The sequence below is a fragment of the Micromonospora echinospora genome, from assembly GCF_900091495.1.
Taxonomy (GTDB): Bacteria; Actinomycetota; Actinomycetes; order Mycobacteriales; family Micromonosporaceae; genus Micromonospora; species Micromonospora echinospora.
The window spans coordinates 5,642,974-5,659,054 of record NZ_LT607413.1 but is presented as its reverse complement, the minus strand read 5'-3'; the positions used below and the strand labels follow the sequence as shown (position 1 = coordinate 5,659,054).

Annotated in this window: 2 protein-coding genes; both read right to left on the bottom strand. The window is 74.1% G+C overall.

Annotation, left to right across the window (positions count from 1 at the left end):
• Nucleotides 1–59: 59 nt before the first annotated feature.
• Nucleotides 60–5,051: a type I polyketide synthase gene (locus tag GA0070618_RS24455; protein WP_088983710.1), complete on the bottom strand. Its 4,992-nt coding sequence runs from the start codon at nucleotides 5,049–5,051 to the stop codon at nucleotides 60–62.
• A gap of 36 nt (nucleotides 5,052–5,087) precedes the next feature.
• Nucleotides 5,088–16,043 (bottom strand): type I polyketide synthase, encoded by a 10,956-nt coding sequence (locus GA0070618_RS24450; RefSeq protein ID WP_088983709.1) that lies wholly within the window; start codon nucleotides 16,041–16,043, stop codon nucleotides 5,088–5,090.
• Nucleotides 16,044–16,081 lie beyond the last annotated feature (38 nt).

The following is a 16,081-nucleotide window of genomic DNA, read 5'->3' as shown; positions in this document are numbered from 1 at the left end:
CCGCTTCCTCGCAGGGGACGGAGAGAGCCGGAGTGGGTGGCGGGAGAGCCGGGGTGCGGTCAGGAGATACCGAGATCCTTGTCGACCATCGCGAACAGCTCGTCGTCGCTGGCGTCGTCGAGGTGCCGGCCGATGTCGCCACCACCGCCCTGGCCGAGCCGCGAGAGCATCGCCTGGAGACGGACGGTGGCCCGGACCCGCGCCGCCTCGTCGCCCGCCACCACGTCGAGGCTGTCGGCGATGCGGTCGAGGTCGTCGAGGAGCACGGTCGGGGTCACCACGTCCTCCTGGGCCACCTCGGCGAAGAGGTACTCGGCCAGCGTGGTCGGGGTCGGGTAGTCGAAGACCAGCGTGACCGGAAGGGCCACCCCGGTCGCGGTACCGAGCCGGTTGCGCAGCTCGACCGCGGTGACGGAGTCGAAGCCCAGTTCCCGGAACGCCCGGTGTTCGTCGACCGACTCGCCGGATGCGTAGTTGAGCACGGCGGCGACCTGACCCCGGACCAACCCGAGCAGCACCGCCATCCGGTCGGCGGCGGGCAGCCCGGCGAGCCGGTCCCGCAGCGAGTCGGGGCCGTCGGGCACCTCGACCCCGGCGGCGACGTGTTCGGTGGCCTGGAGCCGACGGACGTCCGGCAGGTCGCTGATCAGCGGGCCCGGACGGGTCGCGGTGAAGGCGACGGCGAACCGGTCCCAGGCGATGTCGGCGATGGTGAGGGCCGGCTCGCCGTGGTCCACCGCCTGGTGCAGGGCGGTGATCGCGGCCTCCGGGGGCATCTCCGGGACGCCGTGCCGGTGCAGCAGCTCGCCGAACGGGCCGTCGGCCATGCCACCGCCGGCCCAGGCCCCCCAGGCGATGGAGGTGGCGGGCATGCCGAGGGCACGCCGGTGCTGGGCGAGCGCGTCGAGGAAGGCGTTGCTCGGCGCGTAGTTGCCGACGCCGGAGCTGGCCACCGTGCCGGCGAAGGACGAGAACATGACGAACGCGGAGAGGTCCAGGCCCAGCGTCAGCTCGTGCAGGTGGTACGCGACGTCGACCTTGGCCTTGAGGACCCGTTCGATCTGGTCGATCCGGATGTCGTTGATCAGGGCGTCGTCCAGCACCGCGCAGGCGTGCACGACGGTGGTGAGGGGCTGCTCGTCGGGGATGCCGTCGATCAGCTCCGCCAGGGCCTCCCGGTCGGACGCGTCGCAGGCGACCACGGTGGCGCGGGCACCGAGGGCGGTGATGTCGTCGACCAGTTGCTGGGCGCCCGGGGCGGCCATGCCGCGCCGGCTGGCGATGATGATGTTCTCCACGCCGCTGCGGGCCAACCAGCGGGCGGCGTGCCCACCGAGGGCACCGGTACCACCGGTGACCAGCGCCGTCCCGGAGGGCTCCCACGGGTTGGCGGGCTGGCTGTCCCCGAGCGGGACCCGGGTGAGACGGCGGCCGAGCAGTCCGCTGGGACGGACCGCGATCTGGTCCTCCTCACCGGCGGTGGTGAGGGCCGCGACGAGCAGGTCGGCGGAGCGCTGCTCGACCGCCTCGGGCAGGTCGACGAGGCCGCCCCAGCGTTCCGGGTGCTCCAGCGCGGCGACCCGGCCGAATCCCCAGACCAGCGCCTGCATCGGCGCACGCAACTGGTCGGCGCGACCGACGGAGACAGCGCCCGAGGTGATGCTCCACATCGGAGCGCTCACGCCGATGTCGCCGAGAGCCTGGAAGAGCGCGACGGTGGCGGCGTAGCCGCCGGGTACGGAGAGGTACAGCGGGTGGACCAGCTCGTCGAAGGCGAGCAGCGACACCACGCCGGTCACCCCGGCCTGACCGTCGTCGGTGGCGACGCTGGTGGCGAGGGCCTCCCGCAGGAGCTTGCCGAGCAGGTCACGGTCGACGTCGCCGGTGCTGACGGGGATCGGTACCACGTTCGCGCCGGCTGCGGCGAACGCCTCGACGCAGGCGTCCTGCCAGGGCTCGACGAACTCGCCCGTCGGCATCACCACGACCCAGGTGCCGCTCATGCCCCGGTTCGCGATGCCGGTCAGCGGCCGCCAGGTGTCCTGGTAGCGCCAGCTGTCGATGTCGGACTGCCGGCGTCGCTGCCGCCGCCACGAGGTGAGCAGCGGCAGGACGGGCCGCAGCGCGTCGGCGGTCTGCTCGGCGGGGGTGTCGGCGGGGGTGACCACGTTGGCGAGCGCGGCCAGGTCGCCGCGCTCCACGGCCGCCCAGAAGCCGGCGTCGCCGGGGTCGACGGCACCCTGGCCCAGGCTCTCCAGGTCGGGTCCGCCGCTACCGTCCAGCCAGTAGCGCTGGTGGTCGAAGGCGTAGGTGGGCAGCTCGACGGTCGCCGTCTCGGCCAGCACCCGCCGCAGGTCCACCGGCAGACCGACCGAGTACGCCGTGGCCAGACTGGTCAGCAGCCGGGTGGCGTCGTCCTCACCGCGCCGCAACGTGCCGAGGGTGTGCCCGGTGACACCGGCGTCGTCCAGGATCGCGGTGACCGGCATGGTGAGCACCGGGTGCGGGGAGATCTCGACGAACGTGGTGTGACCGGCGGCCACCGCCACCCGGACGGCCGGGTCGAAGAGCACCGTCTGCCGCAGGTTCTCGTACCAGTAGTCGGCGCCCATGCTCTCCGGTTCCACCCAGTCACCGGTCAGCGTGGAGACGAGACGGATGGAACCGGCCTGCGGCTTCACGTCGGCCAGATCAGTTCGCAGTTGCTCGGCGACCTCCTGCACCGCTGCCGAGTGGGACGCGTAGTCCACCGGGATCACCCGGGCCCGCACCCCGTCGGCCTGGCACGCGGCCACCAGGTCGGCCACCGGCTGCGGCGGCCCGGAGACGACCACCGTCGACGGACCGTTGACCGCCGCCACGCCCACACCGGGGAACGCCGGCAGCCGCTCCGCGACCGCCTCGGCGGAGAGGTCCACCGACGCCATCGCACCCGTACCCCGCAACACCGCCAGAGCACGCGACCGCAACGCCACCGTCTTCGCCGCGTCCTCCAACGACAGGATCCCCGCGACACACGCCGCGCCGATCTCACCCTGCGAGTGACCGATCACCGCCGCCGGGACGACACCGACGTGCTCCCACACCGCCGCCAGAGCGATGCCGACCGCCCACAGCACCGGCTGGACGACCTCCACCCGCTCCAACCACGACTCGTCGTCACCGGTCAACACCGAGACCAGATCCACGTCCAGGTACGGCGCGAGCGCCCGCTGGCACTCGGCGAGACGGTCGTCGAACACCGGCGTACGACCCACCAGACCGGCCGCCATCCGCGCCGACTGCGCACCCTGACCCGGGAACACGAACACCGGGCCGGCGGACGAGCCCGCAGCGGTACCGAGCACCACGTTCCCCGCCGGCAGGCCCGACGCCACCGCGTCCAGACCCGACAGCAGCTCCTCGACACCCGAGCCGACGACAACGGCCCGCTGGTCGAACGTCGACCGGGTGGTCAGCAGGGACCAGCCGACCGTCGCCGGGTCCAGGTCACCGTTCTCGCGCACGTACCCGGCCAGCCGGCCGGCCTGACCGGCGAGCGCGCCGCGGGTCCGGGCGGAGACCGGCCACACCGTCACGTCCGACGCGACCAGGCCGGGCCGGTACGCGGACGCGGCGGCGCCGGTGTCGTCCCCGTCCGCCTGGTCGGGGGCGGTGGTGGCGGACGGCCGGTACTCCTCGACGATCACGTGGGCGTTGGTGCCGCTCACGCCGAACGAGGACACCCCGCCCCGGCGGGGCCGGTCCAGCTCCGGCCACGGCCGGCGTTCGGTGAGCAACGAGACCGCCCCGGCGGACCAGTCCACGTGCGGGGACGGCTCGTCGACGTGCAGGGTCTCCGGCATCACGCCGTTACGGAGGGCCATCACCATCTTCACCATGCCGGCGACCCCGGCGGCGCTCTGGGTGTGGCCGATGTTCGACTTCACCGAGCCGAGCCACAGCGGCTGGTCGGCGGGGCGGTCCTGCCCGTACGTGGCGATGAGCGCCTGCGCCTCGATCGGGTCACCGAGGGTGGTGCCCGTGCCGTGTGCCTCCACCATGTCGACGTCGGCGGCGCCGAGCCGGGCGTTGGCGAGGGCCTGCCGGATGACCCGCTGCTGCGACGGGCCGTTGGGGGCGGTGAGGCCGTTGGACGCGCCGTCCTGGTTGAGGGCGCTGCCTCGGATCACGGCGAGGATCGGGTGGCCGTTGCGTTCCGCGTCGGCGAGCCGTTCCAGGACGAGCACGCCGCCGCCCTCGCCCCAGCCGGTGCCGTCCGCGCCGGCCGCGAACGCCTTGCACCGTCCGTCGACGGACATGCCGCGCTGCCGGGAGAAGACGACGAAGACGCCGGGCGTGGCCATCACGGTGACGCCACCGGCGATGGCCAGGTCGCACTCCCGGCGGCGCAGCGCGGTGGCCGCCAGGTGCAGGGCGACCAGGGAGGAGGAGCAGGCGGTGTCGACGGTGACCGCCGGGCCGTTCAGTCCGAGCGTGAACGAGATCCGGCCGGAGGCGACGCTTGTGGTGTTGCCGGTGCCGAGGTACATGTCGACGCCCTCGGGAACGTTCGGCAGGCCCATCCCGTAGTTGGAGGTGGTGACCCCGACGAAGACACCGGTCTGGCTGCCCCGCAGGGACAGCGGGTCGATGCCGGCCCGCTCGACCGCCTCCCAGGAGGTCTCCAGCAGCAGCCGCTGCTGCGGGTCCATCGCGAGGGCCTCGCGGGGGGAGATCCCGAACAGCGAGGCGTCGAAGTCACCGGCGGCGTCGAGGAACCCACCCACCCGGGTGTAGCTCTTGCCCGGCTTGTTCGGGTCGGGGTCGTAGAGCGACTCCACGTCCCAGCCCCGGTCGTCCGGGAACTCGGTGAGGGCGTCCTGGCCGTCGGCGACGAGGTCCCACAGGTCCTCGGGCGAGCGGACGCCGCCGGGGAACCGGCAACTCATCGACACGATCGCGAGGGGTTCCTGGTCGCGGGCCTCGACGGTCTGCAGCTTGCGCTTCGTGTCGTGCAGGTCGGCGGTCACCCGCTTGAGGAAGTACCGCAGCTTGTCGTCGTCGCTCATCGGGCCGCACCTGCCTCGATCCGGGGGTCGGTCATCTCAGGAGATTCCAAACTCTTTGCTGATGAAGTCGAAGATCTCGTCGTCGCTGGCCGACTCGAGATCGGGCCGGTCCTCCTCGGCGGCGGGGCCGTCGGCCAGGCCGGTCGCCTTGGCCAGCAGGTCCCGCATCCGGGTGGTGAACCGCTCCCGGGTCGCCGGATCGAGCGGGATGGTGGTGAGCAGGCTCTCCACGGTGTCGATGCCCTGGAAGAGGGGCTGGGTGGAGGGGGCCTCCCCGGCGGTGATCTCGCTGGCCAGCTTCTCGGCGAGCGCGGTCGGCGTCGGGTAGTCGAAGACCAGCGTGGCGGGCAGCCGGAGGCCGGACAGGCCGTTCAGTCGGTTACGGAGGTCGACGGCGGTGAGCGAGTCGAAGCCGAGTTCGGTGAAGAGCCGGCCCGGGTCGATGGCGTCGGCTCCGGCGTGGCCGAGGACGGCGGCGATGTTCGCCCGGACCACGTCGAGCACCACCCTGTGTCGTTCGGGCTCGGCCAGCCCGGCCAGGCGCTGCCCGAGGGACACGCCGCCGGGAGCGGCGCCGGTGCCGTCGGCGGACCGCCGCAACGGCACCCGGACCAGGGCGCGGAGCATCGGGGCGAGGGTCCCGGACTCCGCCTGTCCGCGCAGCGTCCCGACGTCGAGCCGCATCGGTACGACGGCGGCCGCGTCCAGCCGCCAGGCGGCGTCGAACAGGTGCAGCGCCTGTTCGGTGGGGAGCCCGGCCGCCCCCTGTTCGGCCATCCGCCGCACGTCGGCGTCACCGAGGTGACCGGTCATGCCGCTGGCCTGCTCCCAGAGGCCCCAGGCCAGGGAGATGCCGGCCAGTCCCCGGGCCCGCCGGTGGGCGGCGAGCGCGTCGAGGAACGCGTTCGCGGCGGCGTAGTTGGACTGTCCGGCACTGCCCAGGGTGGCCGCTGCCGAGGAGAAGAGCACGAAGGCGGCGAGGTCGCGGTCGGCGGTGAGCCGGTGCAGGTGCCACGCCGCGTCGATCTTCGGTACGGCCACCGCGTCGAGGCGTTCGGGCGTCATCGACTCGAACACCCCGTCGTCGAGGACGCCGGCCGCGTGGACCACCGCGGTGAGTGGGTGCGCGGCGGGGATCCCGGCGAGCAGCGCGGCCAGGGCGTCCGGGTCGGCGGCGTCGCAGGCGGCGACGGTCACCTGCGTACCGTGGCCGGTCAGTTCGGCGACCAGGTCGTCGATCCCCTCGGCGGCCGGACCGCGCCGCCCGGCGAGCAGCAGGTGCCGGACGCCGTGCGTGGTGGCGAGGTGCCGGGCCAGGAGGCGGCCCAGCACGCCGGTGCCGCCGGTGACGAGCACCGTGCCGTCCGGGTCGACCCCGCCGGGCAGCAGTTCCACGCCGGCCGGCACCCGTCCGAGGCGGGGGACGCGCACCTGGCCGGCCCGTACCGCGACCTGCGGCTCACCGGACCCGATCGCGGCGGCCAGCACGGCGGCGCTCTCCGGAGCCGCGTCGAGGTCGACCAGTTGCAGCCGGTTCGGGTGTTCCAGTTGGGCGGCGCGCAGCAGACCCCAGACCGGTGCCTGGCGCAGGTTCACCACAGGCTGTTCGCCGGTGGCGACGGCGTCGCGGGTGACCAGCACCAGCCGGGCGTCGGCGAACCGGTCGTCGGCGAGCCAGGCCCGTACCGCGCCGAGCACGCGGTGGATGGTGGCCCGCGCCTGCGCGGCGAGTGCCGGGTCCGTGTCGTTCCCGTCACCGCCGACCGGGACGACCACCGCCCCGGGTGCCGGCTCGCCCCCGGCGAGCAGGTCCCCCAGGGTGTCCGGGTCGAGGTCGGCACGGACCCGGACGCCCGCCGACTCGCAGGCGGCGCTGAGCGTCAGGTCGTCGCCGACCACCACCCAACCGGTGGCGGCGGGCACCGGACCGGCGGGCACGGGCAGGGCCGGCCAGTCGACCTGGAACAGCGACTCGTGACGTCCGGAGCGGGCGGCCCCGAGGGCGTCACCGGTGACCCGTCGCATGATCAGTGACTCGGCGTGCAGGACGGGCGCGCCGGTGGCGTCGGCCACCTGGAAGGAGACCCCGACCTCACCGGCCGAGGCGACCCGGACCCGCAGGGCGGTGGCCCCGGCGGCGAGCAGGGTCACACCGGTCCAGGCGAACGGCAGCCGGGGGGCGTCGGGGTCCGCGCCGTCGCCCATCCGGGCGAGGAAGCCACCGATGGACATGGCCTGCAACGCGCCGTCCAGCAGGGCCGGGTGGACCCCGAACCGGCCGGCCTCGGCGTGGTGGGCGGCGGGCAGCTCGACCTCGGCGAAGACCTCGTCGCCGCGTACCCACGCCGCGCGCAGGCCCTGGAAGATCGGGCCGTAGCCGAAGACGGTCGCCTCGACACCGGAGTAGAAGTCGGTGGAGTCGACGGCGGTCGCGCCGGGCGGCGGCCAGACCCCGAGGTCGAACGCGGGCGGTTCGGTCGGACGGGGCGCGAGCAGACCGGTGGCGTGGCAGGTCCAGGCCACGTCGGCGAGGATCTCGTCGGACCCGTCCCGGTACGGGCGGGAGTGGAACTGCACCGTACGGCGACCGTCCGGGTCCCGGTCACCGACGGTGAGCTGCACCTGGAGGGAGCCGAGTTCGGGCAGGACGAGCGGGGCGAGCAGGGTCAGCTCCTCCACCACCGGCGAGCCGGCCTGCTCACCGGCGTAGGCGGCCAGTTCCACGAAGGCGGTGCCGGGCAGCAGGATCGCGTTCATCACCCGGTGCTCGCCGAGCCACGGGTGGGTACGCACCGACAGGCGGCCGGTGAACACCATCCGCTCGCTGTCCGGGAAGGTGACCGTGGCGCTGAGCAGCGGGTGACCGGCCTCCTGGAGTCCGGCGGAGGCGACGTCCCCGGCCGGGCCGACGGGCAGGTCGACCCAGTAGCGCTGCTGGTCGAAGGCGTAGGTGGGCAGGTCGACGGTCGCCGTCTCGGCCAGCACCCGCCGCAGGTCCACCGGCAGACCGACCGAGTACGCCGTGGCCAGACTGGTCAACAGCCGGGTGGCGTCGTCCTCACCCCGCCGCAACGTGCCGAGCGTGTGACCGGTGACACCGGCGTCGTCCAGGATCCCCGTCACCGGCATCGTCAGCACCGGATGCGGAGAGATCTCCACAAACGTCGTGTGACCCGCCCCCACAGCCACCCGCACCGCAGGGTCGAACAACACCGTGCGCCGCAGGTTCTCGTACCAGTAGTCCGCACCCATCGACTCCGGGACAACCCACTCCCCGGTCAACGTCGACACCAGACGCACCTGCCCGGCCTGCGGCGCGACGTCCGCCAGATCCGTACGCAACTGCTCGGCGACCTCCTGCACCGCCGGAGAATGCGACGCATAGTCCACCGGAATCATCCGCGCCCGCACACCGTCGGCCTGACACGCGGCCACCAGATCCGCCACCGGCTGCGGCGGACCCGACACCACGACGGTCGACGGACCGTTGACCGCCGCCACACCCACACCCGCGAACGCCGGCAGCCGCTCCGCGACCGCCTCGGCGGAGAGGTCCACCGACGCCATCGCACCCGTACCCCGCAACACCGCCAGAGCACGCGACCGCAACGCCACGGTCTTCGCCGCGTCCTCCAACGACAGGATCCCGGCGACACACGCCGCGCCGATCTCACCCTGCGAGTGACCGATCACCGCCGCCGGGACGACACCGACGTGCTCCCACACCGCCACCAGAGCGATACCCACCGCCCACAGCACCGGCTGGACAACCTCCACCCGCTCCAACCACGACTCGTCGTCACCGGTCAACACCGCCACCAGATCCACGTCCAGGTACGGCGCGAGCGCCCGCTGACACTCAGCCAGCTTCGCGTCGAACACCGGCATCCGACCCACCAGACCGGCCGCCATCCGCGCCGACTGCGCACCCTGACCCGGGAACACGAACACCGGACCAGCCGACGGGCCGGCGAGGCCGGCGACGACGTTGCCCGCCGGGACACCCTCGGCCAGGGCGTCCAGCCCGGACAACAACTCCTCGACGTCCGCGCCGACGACGGCGGCACGCTGGTCGAGGACGGCGCGGGTGGTCGCCAGGGACCAACCGACCGCCGCCGGGTCCAGGTCACCGTGCGTGCGGACGTGGTCGGCGAGCCGGGCGGCCTGGCCGGCCAGGGAGGTCTTCGTCCGGGCGGAGAGCGGCCAGACGGTCACGCCCGTCTCGGGGGCCAGGCCGGGTGCCGGGTCGCGGCTCTCGGTCGCCTCGACGGATTCGTCGGCCTGCTCGATGATCACGTGCGCGTTGGTGCCGGAGATACCGAACGACGACACCGCCGCCCGACGCGGCCGACCCACCACCGGCCACGCACGCGCCTCGGTCACCAACTCCACCGCACCCGCCGACCAATCGATATGCGGCGACGGCTCATCCACATGCAACGACGCCGGCACCACACCATGCCGCATCGCCAGCACCACCTTGATCACCCCGGCGACCCCGGCGGCGGCCTGCGCATGCCCGATATTCGACTTAATCGACCCCAGCAGCAACGGCCGATCCCCCGGCCGGTCCTGCCCGTACGTCGCCAGCAACGCCTGCGCCTCGATCGGATCACCCAGCGTCGTACCCGTACCGTGCGCCTCCACGAGGTCCACGTCGGCGGTCGAGAGCCGGGCCGAGGCGAGAGCCGCCCGGATCACCCGCTGCTGCGACGGGCCGTTCGGCGCGGTCAACCCGTTCGACGCGCCGTCCTGGTTGATCGCCGACCCACGCAGGACGGCGAGAACCCGGTGACCGTTACGCCGCGCGTCGGAGAGCCGCTCGACCAGCAGCATGCCCACACCCTCGGACCAGCCGGTCCCGTCCGCCGACGCGGCGAACGACTTGCACCGACCGTCGGCGGCCAGACCCCGCTGCCGGGAGAACTCGACGAACGCGGACGGCGTGGTCATCACCATCACGCCACCGGCGAGCGCCATGTCGCACTCGCCGCTGCGCAGCGCCTGGCCGGCCCAGTGCAGGGCGACCAGGGACGACGAGCAGGCGGTGTCCAGCGAGACCGCCGGCCCCTCCAGCCCGAACGTGTAGGCGACCCGCCCGGAGATGACGCTGCTGGTGAGGCCGGTCAGCGCGTACCCCTCGGTGCCCTCCCCCGCGTACGCGACCAGGTTGCTGTAGTCCTGGCCGCTGGTGCCGACGAAGACACCGGTGCTGGTGCCGCGCATGGTGGCCGGGTCGAGGCCGGCGGACTCGAAGGTCTCCCAGGTGGTCTCCAGCAGCAGCCGCTGCTGCGGGTCCATGGCCAGGGCCTCACGGGGTGAGATGCCGAAGAACGCCGAGTCGAACCGGTCGACGTCGCTGAGGAAGCCGCCGCCCCGGGCGTAGAAGGTGCCGGGGGTGTCCGGGTCAGGGTCGTAGAGCGAGTCGAGGTCCCAGCCACGGTCGGTGGGCAGGTCGGAGATGGCGTCGACGCCGTCGGCGACGAGCCGCCACAGGTCCTCGGGGGACCGCACTCCGCCGGGCAGCCGGCAGGCCATGCCGATGATCGCCAGCGGTTCGTCGTCGCGTACCGGCGCGCTGGTGGTCGCCGCCCGGACCGGTACGGGCGTCCCGGCGATCTCGGTGCCGAGGTGGACGGCCAGGTCGTAGGGGCTGGGGTAGTCGAAGACCAGGGTGGCCGGCAGCCGCATGCCGAAGGCGTTGTTGAGCCGGTTGCGCATCTCGACGGCGGTGAGCGAGTCGAAGCCGAACTCGTTGAACGCCCGGCGCGGTTCGATGGCGGCCGGGTCGGGGTAGCCGAGCACGGCGGCGGCCTGGCCCCGGACGATCTCGACGAGCGCGTTGACCCGGTCGTCGTCGCCGAGCGCGGCGAGCTGCTGCACCAGGGACGCGCCGGTGCTGGCCGCCGCGCTGCGGGGCAGCCGGATCAGGGCCCGGTACAGCGGCGGGACGGTGCCGCCGGCGAACTGGACCTTCATGGCGGCCAGGTCGAGGCGGGCGGGGACGAGTGCCGCGTCGGAGGTGCGGCAGGCGGCGTCGAAGAGGGCGAGCCCCTCCTCGGCCTCCATCGCGGCGACACCGGATCGGGAGATCCGGTTGAGGTGGACGTCGTCCAGCTCGGTGGTCATGCCGCTGCGGTCGGCCCAGAGGCCCCAGGCGAGGGTGAGCGCGGCGCGGCCGTGTGCCCGGCGGTGGTGGGCGAGGCCGTCGAGGAAGGCGTTGGCGGCGGCGTAGTTGCCCTGGCCGGGTCCACCGGCGGTGGCGGCGAGCGACGAGTACGAGACGAACGCCTTCAGGTCGAGGTCGGCGGTCAGCTCGTGCAGGTTCCACGCCGCGTCGACCTTGGGGCGCAGGACGCCGTCCATCCGCTCCGGGGTGAGCGAGGAGATGACACCGTCGTCGCGGACGCCGGCGGCGTGGATGACGGCGGTGAGCGGGTGCGCGGCGGGGATGCCGGCGAGCAGTTCGGCCACCGCGCCGCGGTCGGCGACGTCGCAGGCGGCGACGGTGACGGTGGCGCCGAGCGCCTCCAGGTCGGCGCAGAGTTCGGCGACGCCGCTGGCGGCCCGGCCGCGCCGGCTGGTGAGGATCAGGTGCCGGACGCCGTGGACGGTCACCAGGTGCCGGCTCATGAGCTGGCCGAGGGTGCCGGTCGCGCCGGTGATCAGGACGGTCCCGTCGCCGTCGAACGGTGCGGCGGGCGGCTCGGCCGGGGCCGGCACGCGGGTGAGCCGGGCCCCGGCCGCGACGCCGGAGCGGATCACCACCTGCGGCTCGTCGGTGTCGGTGACCGCCGGCACCAGCGCGGCGGCGCAGCCGGCGACGTCGTCGACGTCGACGAGCACGAACCGGCCCGGGTTCTCCGACTGCGCGGAGCGGACCAGACCGATGATCGCCGCGCCGGCCAGGTCGGTCAGGTCGGCGTCCCGGTCGGTGGCGACCGCGCCGCGGGTCAGCACGACCATTCTGGACGCGGCGAGCCGGTCGTCGGCGAGGAACTGCTGGAGCACGGCGAGCGCCCGGTGGGTGGCCTCGGCGACCGCGCGCGGCACGTCCGTGCCGGGTGTCGGAGCGGGGAACGGCACGACCAGCACGTCGGGGGCGTCCGACCCGTCGTCCATGGCGTCGCCCAGGGCGGCCATGTCGGGGTACGCCGCCACGGCGGTACCGGTGGCGGCGACGGCCCCGACGAGGTCGGTGTCGCCGAGGACCGCCCACGCGGCGGTGGACGGCCCGGTGGGTGCGGCCAGCGGGGTCCAGTCGATCCGGTACAGCGACTCGGCCCCAGCTCCGCTGGCGGTGCGGAGCTGGTCGGCGGAGACCGGCCGCAGCACGAGGGAGCCGACGGAGATGATCGGGGTGCCGGTGACGTCGGCCAGCAGCAGGGAGATGCTGTCGGTGCCGGTGTGGGTGACGCGGACCCGGGCCGCCGCCGCGCCGGCCGCGTGCAGGGCGACGTCGTTCCAGGAGAACGGGAGCCGGCCGTAGCCGGGCGGGATGTCCGCCCCGGTCGGGGCGCCGCCGGGCGGGGTGAGGCCGAGGGTGTGCAGGGCCGCGTCGAGCAGCGCCGGGTGCAGGCCGTAGCCGCCGGCCTCGGCGGCGGGCGTCTCCGGGAGGACCAGTTCGGCGAAGAGGTCCTCGCCGCGCCGCCAGGCCGAGCGAAGCGCGATGAAGGAGGGGCCGTAGTCGTAGCCCTGGGCGGCGAGGTTCAGGTACAGGTCGTCGGTGGCCACCTCGGTGGCTCCGGCGGGCGGCCAGGCGGTCAGGTCGGACCAGCCGGCGGGGCCGCTGGGCACGGCCGGCCCGCTGGCCAGTACGCCGCTGGCGTTGCGGGTCCAGGCACGCTCGCCGGGGGCGCCGTCGGCGGGCTCGCCGTCCGGAGCGGAGTGCAGGGACACCGACCGGCAGCCGGTCTCGTCGGCCGGGCCGATCCACAGCTGGATGTCGACCCCACCGGTCTCGGGCAGGATCAGCGGCGACTCCAGGGTGAGTTCCCGGACGTGGTCCGCGCCGACGTGCGCGCCGGCCTGGAGGGCGAGTTCGACGAAGCCGGTGCCGGGCAGCAGCACGGTGTCGAACACGACGTGGTCGCTGATCCACGGGTGGGTCCGCCGGGCGAGCCGGCCGGTGAACAGGAAGCCCTCGGCGTCCGCGACCCCGACGGCTGCGCCGAGCAGGGGGTGGTGGGCGGGGCGCAGACCGAACGCGGTGACGTCCCCGGCCCACCCGGCACCCGCCTCCGGCCAGTAGCGCTGTCGCTGGAAGGCGTACGTGGGCAGGTCGACCCGGGTGGCACCGGTGTCGGCGAACCAGGGCCGCCAGGTCACCGGCACGCCGTGGACGTGCAGCTCGGCCAGGGCGGCGAGGAGCGCGTGGGTCTCCGGCCGGTCCTTGCGCTGGGCGGGAACGGCGAGCACACCCTCGTCGCCCGGCAGGATGTCGGCGGCCATCGCGGTCAGCACACTCTGCGGACCGACCTCCAGGAACGTGTCCACCCCGGCGGCCCGCAACGCGGTGATCCCGTCGCCGTACCGCACCGCCACCCGGACGTGCCGCACCCAGTAGTCGACACTCCGGATCTCGTCCGCGTCGGCGAGCGCCCCGGTCACGTTCGACACCACCGGCACCGCCGGAGCGGCGAAGGTCAGCCCGGCCAGGACCGTGCGGAACTCGGCGAGCATCGGCTCCATCAGCGGGCTGTGGAACGCGTGGCTGACCGTCAGCCGGCGGGTGCGCACGTCCCGGTCCCGCCAGGTCCGCTCCACCTCGTCCAGCGCGTCGACCGCCCCGGACACCACCACGGACGTCGGCCCGTTGACGGCGGCGATCCCGACCCGGTCGGTCAGCCCCTCCAGCGACGCCAGCACGTCCGCCTCAGCCGCGTTCACCGCCAGCATGCCGCCACCGGACGGCAACGCCTGCATGAGCCGGCCCCGCGCCGCCACCAGCGCGCACGCGTGCTCCAGGGACAGCACCCCCGCGACGTGCGCGGCGGTGACCTCACCGATCGAGTGGCCGCCCACGAAGTCCGGGACGATGCCGAACGACTCCACCAGACGGAACAGCGCCACCTCGACCGCGAACAGACCGGCCTGGGTGAACACCGTCTGGTCCAACAGGGCCGCCTCCGGCGTGCCCGCCTCGGCGAACAGCACCTCCCGCAGCGGGCGGGGCAGCAGTGGGTCGAGCTGTTCGCACACCTCGTCGAGCACGGACGCGAAGACCGGGAACGCCCCGTACAACTCCCGGCCCATGCCGGCGCGCTGCGCGCCCTGACCGGAGAACAGCACCGCGAGCTGGCCCCGACCCCCGACCTGGCCGGCGACCACCGCGCCGGACGGCTCCCCCGCCGCCAGGGCACGCAGCCCGGCCAGCAGGTCGTCCCGGCTCGTGGCGGCGACCACGGCCCGGTGGTCGAGGGTGGACCGGGAGACCACGGACGAGTAGGCCACGTCGAGGGGACGCAGGGCCTCGTCGGCGGCGACCCGGGCGGCCCAGTTGCCGGCCTGGGCGGCGAGCGCGGCGGCGTCGCGGGCCGACACCGTCACCGGCACGACCGGCCGCTCCACCGTCGTCGGCGCGGCGTCGGCCCCGGCCGGGGCGGGGGCCTGCTCCAGGATGGTGTGCGCGTTGGTGCCGGACACCCCGAACGACGACACCGCCGCCCGGCGCGGCCGGTCCACCGCCGGCCACGGCGTCGCCTCGGTGACCAGCTCGACGGCACCGGCGGACCAGTCGACCTGCGGGGTGGGTTCGTCGACGTGCAGGGTGGGCGGGACGACGCCGTGCCGCATCGCCATCACCATCTTGATCACCCCGGCGACCCCGGCGGCGGCCTGCGCGTGCCCGATGTTCGACTTGACCGAACCGAGCAGCAGCGGGGCGGCCTCCCCCCGGTCCTGCCCGTACGTGGCGAGCAGCGCCTGCGCCTCGATCGGGTCGCCGAGGCGGGTGCCGGTGCCGTGCGCCTCCACCACGTCGACGCCACCGGCGGCGAGGCCGGCGTTGGCGAGGGCCTGCTGGATGGCGCGCTGCTGGGAGGGGCCGTTCGGGGCGCTCAGGCCGTTCGACGCGCCGTCCTGGTTGACCGCGCTGCCCCGGACGACGGCGAGGATCGGGTGGCCGTTGCGCTGGGCGTCGGAGAGCCGCTCCAGCAGCAGGACGCCGACGCCCTCGGACCAGCCGGTCCCGTCGGCGGCGGCGGCGAACGCCTTGCACCGGCCATCTGCGGCGAGGCCGCGCTGGCGGGAGAACTCGACGAACGCGGCCGGGGTGCACATGGCGGTGACCCCGGCGACGATGGCCAGGGTGCACTCCTGCTGACGCAGCGCCTGGGCGGCGAGGTGCAGGGCGACCAGCGAGGACGAGCAGGCGGTGTCGATGGTGACGGCCGGCCCCTCCAGGCCGAACGTGTAGGCGATCCGGCCGGAGACCACGCTGCCGGCGTTGCCGGTCATCAAGTGCCCTTCGAGGCCCTGCGCGGCGCCCATCAGCACGCTGCCGTAGTCCTGGCCGGTGCTGCCGGCGAAGACACCGGTCCGGCTGCCCTTCAGCGAGTGCGGGTCGATGCCGGCCCGTTCCAGGACCTCCCAGGAGGTCTCCAGCAGCCACCGCTGCTGGGGGTCCATGGCCAGGGCCTCGCGGGGCGAGATGGCGAAGAAGCCCGGGTCGAAGTCGGGCAGGTCGTGGACGAAGCCGCCCCGCGCGGTGTACGTCGTGCCGGGGCCGCCCTGCTCCTGGTCGCCGTCGTAGAGGGAGGCGAGGTCCCAGCCCCGGTCGGTGGGGAAGTCGGAGATCACGTCCCGCCCGGACGCGACCACCTCCCACAGGTCCTCCGGCGACCGTACCCCGCCCGGGAAGCGGCAGCTCATCGAGACGATGGCGACCGGTTCCTGCTCGCCGGCCTCCACCTCGCGCAGCCGCTGCCGCACCTGGTGCAGGTCGGCGGTGACCCGCTTGAGGTAGTCGAGAAGCTTCGCCTCGTTAGCCATGGACCGCCCACTCCTTGTGTTGAGCCGTGCACGCAGCG